At 47.2% G+C, this 15,006-nt stretch carries 14 protein-coding genes; 4 read left to right on the plus strand and 10 right to left on the minus strand.

Annotated elements, in window-relative coordinates:
• Nucleotides 1–9: 9 nt before the first annotated feature.
• The 3 genes from dnaG to rpsU form a co-directional block, all read right to left on the minus strand.
• A complete protein-coding gene (dnaG, locus tag IEN92_RS01695) occupies nt 10–1,965 on the minus strand; it encodes a DNA primase (RefSeq protein WP_216159998.1) in 1,956 nt (651 codons plus the stop codon).
• A gap of 27 nt (nt 1,966–1,992) precedes the next feature.
• Nucleotides 1,993–2,439, minus strand: coding sequence for a GatB/YqeY domain-containing protein (locus IEN92_RS01700; protein WP_215373795.1), 447 nt, complete (start codon nt 2,437–2,439; stop codon nt 1,993–1,995).
• A gap of 109 nt (nt 2,440–2,548) precedes the next feature.
• Nucleotides 2,549–2,761: a 30S ribosomal protein S21 gene (gene rpsU, locus IEN92_RS01705; protein ID WP_011903537.1), complete on the minus strand. Its 213-nt coding sequence runs from the start codon at nt 2,759–2,761 to the stop codon at nt 2,549–2,551.
• A 78-nt stretch (nt 2,762–2,839) separates the two neighbouring features.
• Here rpsU and tsaD point away from each other — a divergent pair, with 78 nt between their 5' ends.
• Nucleotides 2,840–3,913 (plus strand): tRNA (adenosine(37)-N6)-threonylcarbamoyltransferase complex transferase subunit TsaD, encoded by a 1,074-nt coding sequence (gene tsaD / locus IEN92_RS01710; RefSeq protein ID WP_216160001.1) that lies wholly within the window; start codon nt 2,840–2,842, stop codon nt 3,911–3,913.
• 17 nt (nt 3,914–3,930) lie between these two features.
• Here tsaD and folE2 read toward each other — a convergent pair whose 3' ends face one another.
• From folE2 to xseB, 4 genes are read right to left on the minus strand one after another with little or no spacing between them, the layout of a single operon-like run.
• Nucleotides 3,931–4,758 carry a GTP cyclohydrolase FolE2 gene (folE2, locus tag IEN92_RS01715; RefSeq protein WP_216160003.1) on the minus strand — a complete coding sequence of 276 codons (828 nt, stop codon included), beginning with the start codon at nt 4,756–4,758 and terminating at the stop codon, nt 3,931–3,933.
• A 25-nt stretch (nt 4,759–4,783) separates the two neighbouring features.
• Entirely contained in the window at nt 4,784–6,685 is a 1,902-nt protein-coding gene (dxs, locus tag IEN92_RS01720) for a 1-deoxy-D-xylulose-5-phosphate synthase (protein ID WP_216160006.1), read from the minus strand.
• Between the two features lie 29 nt (nt 6,686–6,714).
• Nucleotides 6,715–7,605, minus strand: a complete 891-nt coding sequence (locus tag IEN92_RS01725) for a polyprenyl synthetase family protein (protein WP_216160009.1) — start codon at nt 7,603–7,605, stop codon at nt 6,715–6,717.
• Nucleotides 7,602–7,838 carry an exodeoxyribonuclease VII small subunit gene (gene xseB, locus IEN92_RS01730; protein WP_215373804.1) on the minus strand — a complete coding sequence of 79 codons (237 nt, stop codon included), beginning with the start codon at nt 7,836–7,838 and terminating at the stop codon, nt 7,602–7,604. The genes IEN92_RS01725 and xseB overlap by 4 nt, the downstream gene beginning before the upstream one ends.
• A 161-nt stretch (nt 7,839–7,999) precedes the next feature.
• Here xseB and IEN92_RS01735 point away from each other — a divergent pair, with 161 nt between their 5' ends.
• Complete coding sequence (locus IEN92_RS01735) at nt 8,000–9,106, plus strand: SRPBCC family protein (protein WP_215373805.1); 1,107 nt, start codon at nt 8,000–8,002, stop codon at nt 9,104–9,106.
• Nucleotides 9,107–9,151: 45 nt separating this feature from the next.
• Nucleotides 9,152–9,982: a sulfurtransferase gene (locus tag IEN92_RS01740; protein WP_216160012.1), complete on the plus strand. Its 831-nt coding sequence runs from the start codon at nt 9,152–9,154 to the stop codon at nt 9,980–9,982.
• Nucleotides 9,983–9,988: 6 nt separating this feature from the next.
• On the opposite strand, the gene IEN92_RS01745 is transcribed toward IEN92_RS01740, so the two are convergent.
• Genes IEN92_RS01745 through polA form a run of 3 tightly spaced genes read right to left on the minus strand, consistent with a single transcriptional unit; the run spans nt 9,989 to nt 14,496 of the window.
• Nucleotides 9,989–10,762 (minus strand): ZIP family metal transporter, encoded by a 774-nt coding sequence (locus tag IEN92_RS01745; RefSeq protein ID WP_216160014.1) that lies wholly within the window; start codon nt 10,760–10,762, stop codon nt 9,989–9,991.
• A gap of 5 nt (nt 10,763–10,767) precedes the next feature.
• The gene (locus IEN92_RS01750; protein ID WP_216160017.1) at nt 10,768–11,643 is read right to left on the minus strand and encodes a dienelactone hydrolase family protein; all 876 of its coding nucleotides are present in this window, start codon (nt 11,641–11,643) and stop codon (nt 10,768–10,770) included.
• An 18-nt stretch (nt 11,644–11,661) separates the two neighbouring features.
• Nucleotides 11,662–14,496, minus strand: coding sequence for a DNA polymerase I (gene polA / locus IEN92_RS01755; RefSeq protein WP_216160020.1), 2,835 nt, complete (start codon nt 14,494–14,496; stop codon nt 11,662–11,664).
• Nucleotides 14,497–14,578: 82 nt separating this feature from the next.
• Between polA and IEN92_RS01760 the strand changes: the two genes are divergently transcribed.
• Entirely contained in the window at nt 14,579–14,992 is a 414-nt protein-coding gene (locus tag IEN92_RS01760) for a hypothetical protein (protein WP_216160023.1), read from the plus strand.
• Nucleotides 14,993–15,006 lie beyond the last annotated feature (14 nt).

Genomic DNA, 15,006 nt, shown 5'->3' on the forward strand with positions numbered 1-15,006 from the left:
AGTAAATTCTTAGGAGAATTTCAGCTTTTCACCCAATTCCCGATATCTCGCTCGATCTTGCTCATTGGCAGCGCTCCCAGCGATCTTTTGGGCAATTTCCGTCATTTCTTGTTTGAGCTGAGAAAGCTCTAGCTTTTTAAAGGCGCCCTCTAGATCTGCAGTTGCGCCCTCTAGATCCAGATCTGAGTCCATCACCCGCTTTCTGAGCACTTCATAAAGTGGGGCTAAGGCGCTTCTTGAAAGTTGATCTTGAAACATGGCAAATGCACCTGCACCAACAATCGCAGGTTTGCCGTTCTCACCCTGGACCAACTCCACAAGATCACATTGCACTAATAAATCTTGCATGAGGTCTAGTGCTTTGCTTGATCGTTGTTCAGCCGCTTTCAATGCAAGAGCCCGCTGATTAGCATCAAGTGCTTTTCCCAAATGCGGGAATTGAATTAAGACACGCAACATTTGCTCAGCCAAATCCATTGGGGCTTTTGGTGGCTCAATATTTTGTGTGGCAACTCTTTTGGCAGAACCTTTAGATGCTTGCCATGGTGCACCTTGCGCGCGATTGCCTGAATTTACAAAACTATTTTGTGGTCTTCCCGCATTACTTGAGTAAGTGCTTGGCGCTGGCGCAGGGGCTACAGTTAAGCCACAAAAAGCCTCAAGTTCTGCAGGCGTAGTATTGGTGCGAATCGCCAGTTCACGCAGGATCTGAGTACGCAACGCAATTGGTGGCATTGAGAGTAATAGAGGCTTGGCCGCATGATGGGTATGGGCTCGGCCCTCTGGAGTCGTTAACTCATGATCCTCACTGACTACCTTAAAGAAGAAGCTTGAAAGTGACATAGCTTCTTTAATGACTTTTTCAAAAGCGGGTGCACCGTAAGCACGAACATAACTATCTGGGTCATGTTCAGTTGGTAAAAATAAGAAGCGAATTTCTTTATCGTCTGACATGAGTGGCAAGCAAGCTTCTAAGGCGCGCTGAGCGGCGCGCTGACCTGCTGAGTCGCCATCAAAGGAAAACACGACTTTATCGGTTTGACGTAAAAGCATCCGCACATGATTTGCAGTACATGCCGTGCCAAGCGTGGCCACTGCATTTGGAAAACCCAATTGCGCCAAGGCGACAACATCCATATAGCCTTCACACACTAGAACATATTCTTGCGAACGAATCGCTTGTCTGGCTTCAAACAAGCCATAAAGCGTGTTGCCCTTTGAGAATAGTGGTGTCTCTGGAGAATTTAAATACTTAGGTTCACCCTGATCGAGAATACGGCCGCCAAAGCCTATCGTTTGACCCTTGGGATTGCGAATTGGGAACATCACTCGATCACGGAAACGATCGTAGCGTTTTACCGGGTGTTTATCTGCAGAAGCGCCTTCAGACTGCTCCCCCTGAATCACTAGGCCACCTTCCACCAAGGTCTTAGCGACCTCATCGTTGGTGTATGGACCAAATACCGCCTCAAGACCTTGCCAACCATCTGGTGCATAACCGAGTCCATAGCGTTTAGCGATTTCGCCAGTAAGACCGCGGCCTTTTAAGTATTCAACTGCACGAGTACTGCCCTTCAGTTGCTGACGATACCAATCTGCTGCTGAACTCATCACCTCACTTAGGGCCATTGCCTGCTGCTGTCTTGCCACATCATTAGCGGTGCGCTCTTCGCGTGGCACATCTAAACCCGCAGATCTCGCAAGATCTTCAATCGCATCGACATAACCGAGGCCTGAATACTCCATCATGAAACTGATAGCTGAGCCATGTGCGCCACAACCAAAGCAGTGATAGAACTGCTTAGTGGGTGATACGGAAAAAGATGGAGACTTCTCTGAATGAAAGGGACACAAACCTTGATAGTTTGCGCCTGCCTTTTTTAACTTTACGTGTTGCCCAACCACATCAACGATGTCAACCCGATTTAAAAGATCGGCAATGAAGGATTGTGGAATGAGCGCCATAAGGCTAGGAGTATGCGATGAGTTCTCTTATTTTGCGAGCGCAGCTTTTACCAGGCCAGAAACCTTACCCATATCAGCCTTACCAGCCAATTGAGCCTTGAGAACACCAATCACCTTACCCATATCTTGAGGGCCTGCTGCGCCAGTAGTCGCAACCGCTGCAGCCACTGCTGCCTCTACCTCAGCATCAGACATTTGAGCGGGCATGTAATCTTGCAAAATTACCATCTCAGCAGCTTCAATCGCCACCAAATCATCACGCCCTGCTTTTTCAAACTGAGAAATAGAGTCTTTGCGTTGCTTAATCATTTTTTCAATAGTGGCAATAATCGCTGCATCATCAAGCACAATGCGATCATCCACCTCACGCTGCTTGATTGCAGCCAACAATAGGCGAATGGTGCCTAGACGTGCTGTCTCTTTAGCACGCATTGCATTTTTCATATCTTCGGTAATTTGATCTTTCAGACTCATTGCATTGTTCCTAATGTTGAATGTACCAGGCAATTAAAAAGCAAAAACCCGCTGCGTTTCACCGTCAGCGGGTTTCAAAGCTTCTCGGTGAGGAGAGCTTTAAATTCTATTAGTAAAGCTTCTTAGGCAACATTTGGCTGCGAATACGCTTGTAATGGCGTTTAGCAGCGGCAGCCTTTTTACGCTTACGCTCAGCCGTTGGCTTCTCGTAAAACTCGCGGGCACGCAAGTCTGTCAAAAGACCATTTTTTTCAATGGTGCGCTTGAAACGGCGCAATGCCACTTCAAATGGTTCGTTTTCGCGGAGGCGGACTGTAGTCATACTTATTTAACTCGTATATGCTCGATAGATATCGAAAAAATTAACTGAATTGCGATTCTAGCACGACCAAGCGAAAAAATGATTGTTTTAGGCATAGAAACTTCTTGTGACGAGACCGGGGTGGCTTTATACAACACGACCCCCTGGGAAGAGGGAAAACCTGCCTTTAAGGGCATTCTGGGCCAAGGTTTGCACTCTCAAATCGCCATGCACCGGGATTATGGGGGTGTCGTACCTGAGCTCGCCTCCCGTGACCACATTCGCCGTGTTTTGCCCCTTTTGGATGAATCTTTGGCCAAATCTGGCCTCAAATTGACAGATATTGATGCTGTGGCCTTCACTCAGGGGCCTGGATTGGCTGGCGCCCTCCTCGTCGGCAGCGCCTTTGCCAAATCCCTGGCTCAAGGCCTTAATTTGCCCTCGATTGGGGTTCATCACCTCGAGGGACATCTACTTTCCCCGCTTTTAGGACAAACCGCCCCCCAATTTCCTTTTATTGCCCTTTTGGTTTCTGGGGGTCATACCCAGCTGATGAAAGTCTCTTGCATAGGCCAATATGAACTCTTGGGCGAAACCTTAGACGATGCCGCAGGCGAAGCATTTGATAAGACTGCCAAGCTATTAGGTCTTGATTACCCCGGTGGCGCTGCGATTTCTAAATTAGCAGAAAAGGGGCGCGTCGGAATATTTGACTTACCTAAACCGATGCTGCACTCTGGTGATTTAGATTTTTCCTTCTCTGGATTAAAAACTGCTGTTCTCAATCAAGTGAAAAAGTTTGAACAGCAAAAAACAGTAGATGCAATTGAAGTCGCACAATTTCATGCAGATCTGGCACGAAGTTTTGTGGATGCCATCGTTGCAGTCTTAGTGAGTAAATCTGAAAAAGCACTCAAGCAAACTACTTGTAAACATTTAGTACTTGCGGGTGGCGTAGGCGCAAACTTGCAATTGCGTAACGCTCTCAATGACAAAGCGCTCAAGAATCACTTCGAAGTGCACTATCCCCCACTCGAGTTATGCACTGACAATGGCGTGATGATTGCTTTTGCTGGAGCATTACGGATGCTTGCCAAAAATAATGGCTCCACAACTTCTGGAGCCTTTGATATCAAACCCCGCTGGGATTTGGAGAGCAATAACCTCAAGTAATGAGGAGAAAAAAGGGTTTACTTCTGGTGACTAATGCGCGCAAAAGCGCTGTGGTTATGAATAGACTCAAAGTTTTCAGCCTCAACCACAAAAGAACGAATTCGCTCATCAGCCTTCAGCTTGCCAGCTACATCGCGCACCAAGTCTTCGACAAACTTAGGATTGCTATAAGAGTGCTCCGTTACCCACTTCTCATCAGGGCGCTTGAGTAAACCCCACAACTCACTAGATGCTTCGCTTTCTGCAGCAGCAACCAAATCTTCAACCGTCATTTTGGTTTGTGAATCTAGGACTACCGTCATCGTGACATGTGAACGTTGGTTGTGAGCGCCAAACTCAGAGATCTCTTTAGAGCAAGGACATAAACTCATCACTGGTACTTGTGCACGTAAACCCAATTCAACATCGGTACTACCAGCTGTATTTTGTTTGGCAGTAGCCATCCAAGTCACTTCATAATCCATCAAGCTTTCAACACCAGATACTGGGGCAGCTTTTTTTACGAAGTGCGTATAAGTAAATTGCACATGACCTTCTTTAGCGTCGAGCAAAGGCAACATTTCTTTTACAAGTGCTACAACGGTAGTGCTATCAACAGCATGGTCTTGCTTTTGTAGCAAGGCCATAAAACGCGACATGTGTGTACCTTTGACATGAGCTGGTAATGCCACATCCATCTCAAAAGTACCTACTGAGGGAAAGTTCCCTGTTGCACTCCGAATGGTTAGGGGATGACGTACACCGCGAATACCTACTTGCTCGATTGGCAAGGCACGCTCATCCAAGGTGGATTGCACATCCGGCATGGCGCTGGCTTTTAAAAATGCGGGATTCATGTCATTCATGGCTCTATTTTCAAGCAAAACGGGCTTATTTGCCTGAAACCACCGAATTTAATGCTGCTATTGCAGGAAAACGACGCCCAATAGCATTACGAATGCCCTCTGCATCCAAGCCACACTTGCTCATGAGCAAGGCGTAATCGCCATGCTCAATAAATTGATCGGGAAGACCTAATTGCAAAAGGGGTTTGTTAATACCGAGATTCGATAAAGCTTCAAGGCACGCACTACCGGCACCGCCTGCAATCGCCCCGTCTTCAATCGTCACAAAATAATCGTGATCAGCCGCTAAAACTTTAATCAGATCAACATCTAGTGGTTTGACAAAACGCATATTGGCAACACTTGCGTCAATACTCTCTGCAACTTCTAATGCGGGATACAACAAAGTACCAAACGCCAAGATGGCAACGCGCTGTCCTGCAGATGCAGTTGATTTACGTCGAATCTCGCCTTTACCCAGTGGCAGGGTGCGCAACTCTTTAGAAGGAATAGCACCGATTCCAGCACCCCTTGGGTAACGAACCGCGCTGGGGTGTGGTTGATGAAATGCAGTCGTCAATAAATCTCGGCACTCTGCCTCATCCGCAGGCGTCATCACCAACATATTTGGAATACAGCGCAAGAAAGGAATGTCATACGCGCCAGCATGGGTTGCACCATCAGCGCCTACGAGACCAGCGCGGTCTAAAGCAAACAATACTGGTAGATCTTGCAATGCCACATCATGAATGAGTTGATCGTAAGCACGCTGCAAGAAGGTGGAATAGATTGCTACGACTGGCTTCATGCCTTCGCAAGCCATACCCGCAGCAAAGGTGACTGCATGCTGCTCAGCAATGCCAACGTCGTAGTAACGTTTTGGAAACTTCTGCTCAAACTCTACCAAGCCAGAGCCTTCGCGCATGGCTGGTGTAATTCCGACAAGCAATGGATCGGCATGAGCCATATCGCATAACCACTCACCAAATACTTGCGTAAAGGTTTTCTTGGTGACGGCAGCTTTTTTCACGCCTTCTTCAGGGTTAAATTTGCTTGGTCCGTGATACAAGACGGGATCCGCTTCTGCCAACTCATACCCCTGGCCTTTTTTGGTCACAACATGCAAGAACTGTGGGCCACGGCCCTCCAGCGCTAAACGCCGCACGTTTTGCAACATGGGCACCAAAGCATCTAAATCATGACCATCGATTGGACCAAAATAATTAAACCCAAACTCTTGGAAGATCGTTGATGGTGAAACCATGCCTTTGGCATGATCTTCAAGACGTTTTGCAAATTCTCGAAGAGGTGGAGCAATCGAGAGCACGCTATCGATACCCTTTTTCGTTGCGGAGTAAATATTGCCACTGAGCAATCTGGCTAAGTGACGATTCAGCGCGCCCACGGCTGGCGAGATCGACATATCGTTGTCATTGAGAATCACAACGAGCGGTAAATCATCGTAGACACCTGCGTTGTTCATTGCCTCAAATGCCATGCCACCAGTCATCGCGCTATCGCCAATGACCGCAACGGCCACATGCCGTTCACCTTTGGTTTGGAAGGCCCTAGCCATTCCCATGGCGGCAGAGATACTAGTCGATGAATGGCCAGTACCAAATGCATCAAACTCGCTTTCAGCACGATGTGGAAATCCTGATAAGCCTTTGAACTGACGCAGGGTATTCATGCGTTCCCGACGACCAGTCAGAATTTTGTGTGGATAACTTTGATGACCAACATCCCACACAATGCGATCGTCTGGCGTGTCAAAAACATAATGTAATGCAATCGATAACTCTACTGTGCCCAGATTGGAAGAAAGGTGCCCACCAGTCTTCGATACAGAATCCAACACAAACTGGCGCAACTCATCAGCCAGAGCTGGTAGCTCTTCGCGGCTGAGTTTTTTTAAGTCTTGCGGAGAGTTAATGGAATCTAAAGTCATTCGGGGTATTTCATCTATTTTGATTTCGCTCATTTGCCTCTATTGACCACCAGTAGAGCTAAATCTTTTAAGGCCTGTGCCTGATTGCCAAAATGATCTAAGCTCGCAAGCGCAGCGACCTGCAGCTCCTGTGCTTGCTTCTGTGCATAGTCTAAACCCATCAAGGTCACATAGGTGGGCTTTGCGTTAGCAGCGTCTTTACCTGCTGTTTTACCTAAGGTTTGACTATCCGCAGTTGCATCTAAGACATCATCAACAATCTGAAAGGCTAAACCTAGCGCTGCTGAATAGTTTTGTAATTGAATCATTTGGGCCTGATTAAGATGGGCTGCAATTCCACCCAACTCCACAGCACAAAAGAGAAGCGCGCCGGTCTTTAATGCATGCATCTGCTTTAAGCCAGCAAGATCGAGTTTTTTACCAACGCTTTCTAAGTCGATGGCTTGACCGCCAGCCATACCACGTGAACCCGATGCAGCTGCTAGCGCAGTAATCATGCGTAAGCGGGTACCAGCATCGCAGGGTGCTTGAGCAAGAATCTCAAAAGCACGTGTCTGCAATGCGTCGCCAACGAGTAGTGCTGTTGCTTCATCAAAAGCTTTGTGCACAGTAGGACGACCACGACGTAAATCATCATCGTCCATGCAAGGCAAATCATCATGCACCAATGAATAGGCATGGATACATTCAATGGCTGCTGCTGCAGCATCCAATACTTCTGCTTGAGCATTCCCAAGCGAACCTGCTGCGTAAACTAATAAGGGTCGAATACGCTTACCACCCCCCTGCGCTGCATAACGCATTGCTTCATGCAAACGACTAGGCGTTGTTTGCGCAGAATCCAGCAGGCTGTCTAATGCCGCCTCAGTTCGCGCAGAGTGCGATTGCACCCAATCCTGAAATTGATAATCCGGGCTCATTCAGCCTCAAAAACACGCACTTGTTGTTCAACTTGGGCCAGCACGCCTTGGCAGTGCTTTAGTAGTGCAGCTCCGCGTTGATAGGCCAATAAAGTCTCCTCCAAGGAAAACTTACCTGACTCCATGTCCGAAATCAGCTTTTCAAGCTCCTTAACAGCCTGCTCATAGCGCAAATCCGGGTCAATTTGGACCTCAAGACCGGGTTTTTGAGTTTCTGACTTTTTGCTGGGCATAAGCGATTTCCTTGGTGTTTCCTGTACGGATAGCCCTACATATTAAAGCGTTATGCCACTCAGATGGGTATAATCCACCCCTTCCTTTCCAATATCGATCCGTCGATGGTTGGATTGGTTATTCCGCTTAGCTTCGGCTGACGTTTTCGGGGGTGGGGAGAATGACTAATCTGGCTACCGCGCAGAAGCTTGCGCCGTCCAACTTACAACTGCCGGTTTCGGCATATTTTGACGCTGATTTATATCAGCGGGAAATTGAACTGCTATTTAAGCAGGGTCCTGGCTATGTTGGCCACGAACTCATGGTGCCAGAAATTGGTTCCTATCAAACATTAAGCGCAGAGAATGAAGGTCGCATTCTGGTTCGCAATGAATCGGGCGTTGAACTGCTTTCTAATGTTTGCCGTCATCGTCAAGCACGCATGCTCAATGGCAAAGGCAAGGCAGACAATATTGTTTGCCCTCTGCATCGCTGGACTTACGATTTAAATGGCCAGTTATTAGGTGCGCCCCATTTTGAAGACAAGCCTTGTCTCAATTTAGGCAAATCTCCTCTGCAAAATTGGCAAGGACTTTTATTTGAAGGTCCCCGTGATGTACGAAACGATCTTGCCAAACTTGGTGTTGCTGATGACCTGAAATTTGATGGTTACATGCTCGACCATGTTGAGGTACATGACTGCAATTACAACTGGAAAACGTTTATCGAGGTTTACCTTGAGGACTACCATGTAGTGCCGTTTCATCCTGGTCTAGGTAAGTTTGTTTCTTGTGAAGACTTGCATTGGGAATTCGGGGATTGGCACAGCGTACAAACGGTTGGCATTCATAAGGACTTGCAAACCCCAGGCTCGCCAACTTATCGCAATTGGCATGAAGCAGTCTTGCGTCAATTTGATGGTAAAGCCCCGCGTCACGGCGCTATCTGGCTGACCTACTACCCCAATGTGATGGTGGAGTGGTATCCAGGCGTTCTCTGCGTCTCCACTTTGCACCCCATGGGCCCTAACAAGACTCGCAATATTGTTGAGTTCTACTATCCCGAAGAAATCGCGCTATTTGAGCGGGAGTTCGTGGAGTCAGAGCGGGCTGCCTATATGGAAACTTGTATTGAAGATGATGAAATTGGCGAGCGCATGGATCAAGGTCGTGCCGCCCTCTATGCCCGCGGTATTAACGAGGTTGGGCCTTATCAAAGCCCAATGGAAGATGGCATGCAACATTTTCATGAATGGTACCGTCGCGTGATGAACTTTCAGGGCGCATAATTCAGTAAGATCTCCATAACGTCTCGCCCACCAATAGGAAGCCACATGTCTCCTCTAATTACCGCAAACCAGTTAGAAGAAATCCTCAATAGTGGCGAGAATGTATTGCTCTGTGATTGCCGCTTTGATTTAGTCAATCCAGAAGCCGGCAGAAAAGCTTATGAAGAAAGTCATATTCCCGGGGCGATTTATGTCGATCTCGATCAAGACTTGTCTGGAATCAAATCTGGTAGTAATGGTCGGCACCCGCTACCCTCACCCGAAGCTTGGGCAAAAACCAAAACCCGCTTAGGTATGAGTTCAAACACCTTAGTAGTGGCATACGATAAACAAGGTTCCGTCTATGCAAGCCGCCTTTGGTGGATGCTTAAAGCAACTGGCCACGCCAATGTTCGCGTCTTAGACGGCGGCTTAGATGCCTGGAATGGTCCCATGGGCAGCATTCCTCGCAAAGCTACTCCAAGTCAGCAATCGATCGAGCCGATGCCTTACGTTGGCTTGGTCCTAGTCGATGAAGTTGTCAACAATCTAGAGCCTCAGAAAAATCTGGTGCTTGATGCAAGAGCCAGTGATCGCTTTCATGGTCAGAATGAAACTTTAGATCCGGTCGGTGGACATATTCCTGGCGCTATCAATTACTTCTTTAAAAACAATCTTTCTGCAACCGCATTCAAAGCACCAGAACAACTATTTAAAAACTTTGTAGAAGCACTTGGCACTAGAAAACCTTCTGAAGTGATTCATCAATGCGGCTCAGGCGTTACTGCTTGTCATAATTTGTTAGCAATGGAAATTGCTGGATTAAAAGGTTCTCGACTCTATGCTGGCAGCTGGAGTGAGTGGTGTTCCGATCCGAGTAGACCGGTTGAGCTATAAATAGCCTTAGCGCAGGACAGACAGTAGGATGACAAATCCTACACCGCATGCAATCAAAATAATCTGACGCAAGGACTCTACCCAATGAGGGCGCCGATGCATTTGCGGAATTAAATCGCTTACTGCAATATAGATAAAGCTACTAGAAGCAATCACGAGTAAATAGGGCATTGCTGCATGCGCCTTCTCCAAAAAGAAGTATGCCAACACCCCACCAAGCACCGCTGATAGACCGGAAATTAGGTTGTACAGCAAAGCCCGTGCCCTAGAAAAACCAGCATTTAGCAGCACTATAAAGTCGCCAATCTCTTGGGGAATCTCATGGGCAATGATGGCAATCGCAGTGAAGAAGCCAATATGAAAGTCAGCCATAAATGCCGCGGCAATCAAGATGCCATCAACAAAATTATGAATGCCATCCCCTACCAAAATCATCCAGCCGCTACGCCCTGCATTCTCAGCATCATGTCCGTGATGATGATGATGGCCATCGCCTTCATGGTGGTGATCATGACGCAATAGAGCAATTTTTTCGAGCAAGAAAAAACCTAATAAGCCCGCTAGCAAGGTCGCAAATAGAAGCTGAGGTTTTGCACCCTCCATGGTGAACGCTTCTGGTAAGGAGTGAAGCAAAGCAGTGGCCAGCAAAATACCCACCGACAAACTCACCATGTTATTCACCATCTTCGATAACATGGATAAAGAGAAGCTAGCTGCCACTAATACACTAGCAGTGCCTGCTAGTGCGGTAACCAAGAGAATGCTTTGTAGAACTGACATGGGGACTAAGCTACACCATTTTTCTTAAACCAAGCAAGGCACTTTTCCCAGCCATCTTTTGCTGGACCCTCACGGTAAGAGGCACGATAGTCAGCATGAAATGCATGTGGAGCATCTGGGTACACCTCAAATAGCGATGCTTTAGCGGCTGGATTTTTAGGTGCAGCTTGGGCTAGAGCAGCTTTCATCTGCTCAATACTCTCTAAAGAAATACCAGTATCAGCAGCACCATACAAACCAAGCACTGGTGCCTTTAAATCGGCGGCAATATCCACGGGATGACGAGGATTACCCTCAGTCTTCTCTCCAATCAAGCGACCGTACCAAGCAACACCAGCCCGAACTTGAGGCAATGTTGCCGATAACCAGGTAATCCGACCGCCCCAACAAAATCCCGTTACGCCAACTCTTTTGAGGTCTCCGCCATTCTTTCCCGCCCACACTAAAGCAGCCTGAAGATCATTCAATACCTGTGAATCGGGGGTTTTAGAAATAATGTTGGTAAAGATTTCAGCAATCGTTCCATAAGTATTGGGGTCACCCGCACGAGCAAAAAACTCTGGGGCAATTGCAAGATAACCAAGCTTTGCAAAACGACGTGTGACGTCGGCAATATATTCGTGAACGCCAAAGATTTCACTCACCACAATAATGATGGGCAAAGATCCTTTTGCATTTTGAGGGCGTGATACATAGGCAGGCATCTGAAAGCTGCCCACTGGAATCATTTGCTCGCCCGCTTTAAGGCCATTGAAATCAGTCTCAATGGCAGCCGCCAATACCGGCTCAGATGCTGATACAAACCCAACGCCCAGAGCAGTTGCCCCCAGTGCTGAAGTTTTAATGAAGCCTCTGCGACTCTTTTGTATATTTTCCGTCATTCTTGTCTCCTTGCTTTTCTAATGTGCTTCTTCCCAATTATCGCCAATCCCAATGCTCACTAGCAAAGGCACTTTCAGCTGGGCAACATTGCACATCAACCCAGGTAATTTTGATTTCACTAGATCAATTTCATCCACAGGGACATCTAATACCAATTCATCATGAACCTGCAGAAGCAATTTAGTTTTCAACTGTTCTTTTTCTAACCAATCCTCCACTGCAATCATCGCCAGCTTAATCAAATCTGCAGCAGTACCTTGCATCGGCGCATTAATCGCAGCTCGCTCGGCACCTTGCCGACGTGGGCCGTTGGAGCCCTTAATCTCTGGCAACCACAGGCGTCGCCCAAAGACCGTCTCTACGTAACCATTCTCACGAGCCTCTAGACGGGTTCGCTCCATGTATTGAGCTACTCCTGGATAACGATCAAAATATTTGGCAATATAGTTTTGTGCGGCAGAGCGCTCAATGCCTAAATTACCAGCCAAACCAAATGCACTCATGCCATAGATAAGGCCAAAGTTAATCACCTTGGCGTAACGCCGCTGCTCAGAACTGACTTCATCCAATGGAACACCGAAAATCTCTGCTGCAGTGGCTTGGTGAACATCCTTGCCATCCCTAAAGGCTGCCAATAAATTTTCATCTTCAGCAATATGCGCCATGATGCGCAATTCAATTTGAGAGTAGTCAGCTGAAAGCAACTTACAACCATCTGCGGGTACAAATGCCTCACGAATACGACGACCCTCTTCAGTACGTACCGGAATGTTCTGTAAATTAGGATCGCTAGATGCGAGGCGCCCTGTAACCGCAGTGGCTTGAGAAAAATTGGTATGGACGCGCCCCGTCTTAGGATCGGCCATTCGCGGCAATTTCTCAATATAGGTAGACATCAACTTGGCTAAGCTGCGATAGTCCAAAATGCGGGCTGGCAATGGATAGTCTTCAGCTAACTTTTGCAGCACCTCTTCGTCAGTTGAAGGTGCGCCCGAAGGGGTTTTTTTAATCACCGGTAATTCGAGCTGACCAAATAGAATTTCGGCGATTTGCTTCGGCGATTGAATATTGAAGGGTTGTCCTGCTAGTTGATGAATCTCTCCCTCGAGCGCTAGAAGGCGTTTGCCCACTTGCTGACCCTGCTGAGCCAGTAAGGCTGAATCAATCCGAATACCATTGCGCTCCATGATGCCCAAGACGCGCATTGCAGGCATTTCAATCTTTTCATAGATGTATAGCAAACCAGGATTTTCCTGAATCTGCGGCCATAGTGCCAAATGTAAGCGCAATGTAATGTCAGCATCCTCAGCCGCATAGTCTGTCGCAATTTTCAGGTCTACTTGATCAAATCCAATTTGATGCACGCCCTTCCCGCAGACCTCTTCATAACGAATAGTCTTCATCCCCAAATGGCGCTCAGCCAAGCTATCCATATTGTGTGGCAGGTGAGACTCCAACACATAAGATTCCAGTAAGGTATCGAATGCAATGCCATTTAAGGTAATGCCATAGTTTGCGAAAATATGGCTGTCGTATTTTAAGTTTTGCCCTACCTTTAAATTCGATTTACTTTCTAACCAAGGCTTCATACGAGCAAGTACCTTAGCACGATCCAATTGCACTTCACCATTACGATGTGCCACGGGAATGTAACAAGCTTCACCGGGCTTCACTGATAAAGAAATTCCCACGAGTTCTGCTGCTAAAGCATCAAGACTGGTTGTTTCTGTATCTACCGCAGTAAGTTCTGCAGATGCAATTTTCTGCATCCACTTTTCTAAACCGGCTTCATCAACAATACATTCATAATGTTTTTCAACAGCGCCTTGTAAATCTCTCACTTCCTGGGAAATTTCTTTTGTTGGTGCACTTGCAATATCTGTAGATCTTTTAGCGGGAATCTTTCCATCTGTGCCTGCAGCGGCAATCGGCGTGCCAGCTAAATCGAAACTAGGAGCCGGCCTAGAATCCCCATCAGCTGGCTCTGTGAGCTGCTTTTCTACATCGCGTAGCCAAGTTTTAAATGCATAACGCTCAAATAATTCACGCAGCAAAGTCGCATCTTCAGACTTTGCATGAAGATCATCTAGACCTGGTAAATACGGAGATAAATCACAATCCGTTTTCACGGTAATGAGTTGACGTGCTTGTGGTAACCACGTTAAAGAGGCGCGTAGATTTTCCCCCACTACACCTTTGACTTGATCTGCATTGGCCATTAAGTTATCAAGATCGCCAAACTCAGCTAACCACTTGTTTGCAGTCTTTGGTCCAGCCTTTGGAACGCCGGGTACGTTATCTACTGCATCACCAATAACGGAAAGGTAATCCACAATACGCTCAGGTGGGACGCCAAACTTCTCAATGACTCCATTGATGTCCAACTTCTCGTTCGTCATGGTATTAATGAGAGTCACTGATGGATTGACCAATTGCGCTAAATCTTTATCACCAGTCGAGATGATGGTTTCCCAACCTGCTTCTGTGGCTTGACAGGCCAAAGTGCCAATGACGTCATCGGCCTCTACACCAGACACCATTAAAACTGGCCAACCCAAGGCCTTCACAATCGCATGAATAGGCTCGATTTGTTTGACCAGATCCTCAGGCATTGGAGAGCGATGGGCCTTGTACTCGGAATACATCTCATCCCTAAAAGTCTTGCCTTTGGCATCAAAAACACAGGCAATATGGTCTGCCTTCAGCTCTGATCTGGCGCGCCGCATCATATTGACCATGCCATAGATAGCCCCAGTAGGCTCCCCAGCCCCATTTCTCAGGTCTGGCATGGCGTGAAAGGCACGGTAGAGGTAGCTAGAACCGTCTACCAATAAGAGTCTATGTTTAGTCATACCGCAATCGTACAATCTAGTTGTGAATTGCCTACAGGACTGGTTAGGGAACCGCCCGAGAATAGGCTTAAAAAGGTGAAAAATGATGCATGCTCTTACTAACTTAATTGGCCACGCCCTCAATCAAAACCTTGCTCTGATGAGCTTTTTCATGGTTTTTGCACTTCTAGGAATGACGCCCGCACAAGCTCAGAATAACAGCCAGGCCTTGAGCACCTCGGAACTGAACCGCATCAATAACCAGCCGTTGGCCCCTGCGGTGAGTCCAACAGGCCTCGCAGAAGGTCCGCAAACTCGCAAACCTAGCTATCAGTATAAGAATGACCGTGGCACCGAAGTCACTGAATATAAAGATGCCAACAGCCCAACCCAGGTTCAGGTAAAAACAAAATACACCACCTATGAGATGTCTCCACCTGACTCTGTCATGCCTGGACCACCATCTAGTGATGGCTCTCTGTTGAGCGTGCCAAGTATCAGCATTCCAATTCAATAAGAATCTGTTGCTTC

This window comes from Polynucleobacter sp. MWH-Creno-3A4 (assembly GCF_018881885.1).
Lineage (GTDB): Bacteria > Pseudomonadota > Gammaproteobacteria > Burkholderiales > Burkholderiaceae > Polynucleobacter.

Excerpts from the sequence above, each read along its gene's own strand:
- dnaG (WP_216159998.1), bottom strand. The coding sequence starts at position 1,965 with ATGGCGCTCATTCCACAATCCTTCATTGCCGATCTTTTAAATCGGGTT.
- IEN92_RS01700 (WP_215373795.1), bottom strand. The coding sequence starts at position 2,439 with ATGAGTCTGAAAGATCAAATTACCGAAGATATGAAAAATGCAATGCGT.
- rpsU (WP_011903537.1), bottom strand. The coding sequence starts at position 2,761 with ATGACTACAGTCCGCCTCCGCGAAAACGAACCATTTGAAGTGGCATTG.
- tsaD (WP_216160001.1), top strand. The coding sequence starts at position 2,840 with ATGATTGTTTTAGGCATAGAAACTTCTTGTGACGAGACCGGGGTGGCT.
- folE2 (WP_216160003.1), bottom strand. The coding sequence starts at position 4,758 with ATGAATGACATGAATCCCGCATTTTTAAAAGCCAGCGCCATGCCGGAT.
- dxs (WP_216160006.1), bottom strand. The coding sequence starts at position 6,685 with ATGACTTTAGATTCCATTAACTCTCCGCAAGACTTAAAAAAACTCAGC.
- IEN92_RS01725 (WP_216160009.1), bottom strand. The coding sequence starts at position 7,605 with ATGAGCCCGGATTATCAATTTCAGGATTGGGTGCAATCGCACTCTGCG.
- xseB (WP_215373804.1), bottom strand. The coding sequence starts at position 7,838 with ATGCCCAGCAAAAAGTCAGAAACTCAAAAACCCGGTCTTGAGGTCCAA.
- IEN92_RS01735 (WP_215373805.1), top strand. The coding sequence starts at position 8,000 with ATGACTAATCTGGCTACCGCGCAGAAGCTTGCGCCGTCCAACTTACAA.
- IEN92_RS01740 (WP_216160012.1), top strand. The coding sequence starts at position 9,152 with ATGTCTCCTCTAATTACCGCAAACCAGTTAGAAGAAATCCTCAATAGT.
- IEN92_RS01745 (WP_216160014.1), bottom strand. The coding sequence starts at position 10,762 with ATGTCAGTTCTACAAAGCATTCTCTTGGTTACCGCACTAGCAGGCACT.
- IEN92_RS01750 (WP_216160017.1), bottom strand. The coding sequence starts at position 11,643 with ATGACGGAAAATATACAAAAGAGTCGCAGAGGCTTCATTAAAACTTCA.
- polA (WP_216160020.1), bottom strand. The coding sequence starts at position 14,496 with ATGACTAAACATAGACTCTTATTGGTAGACGGTTCTAGCTACCTCTAC.
- IEN92_RS01760 (WP_216160023.1), top strand. The coding sequence starts at position 14,579 with ATGATGCATGCTCTTACTAACTTAATTGGCCACGCCCTCAATCAAAAC.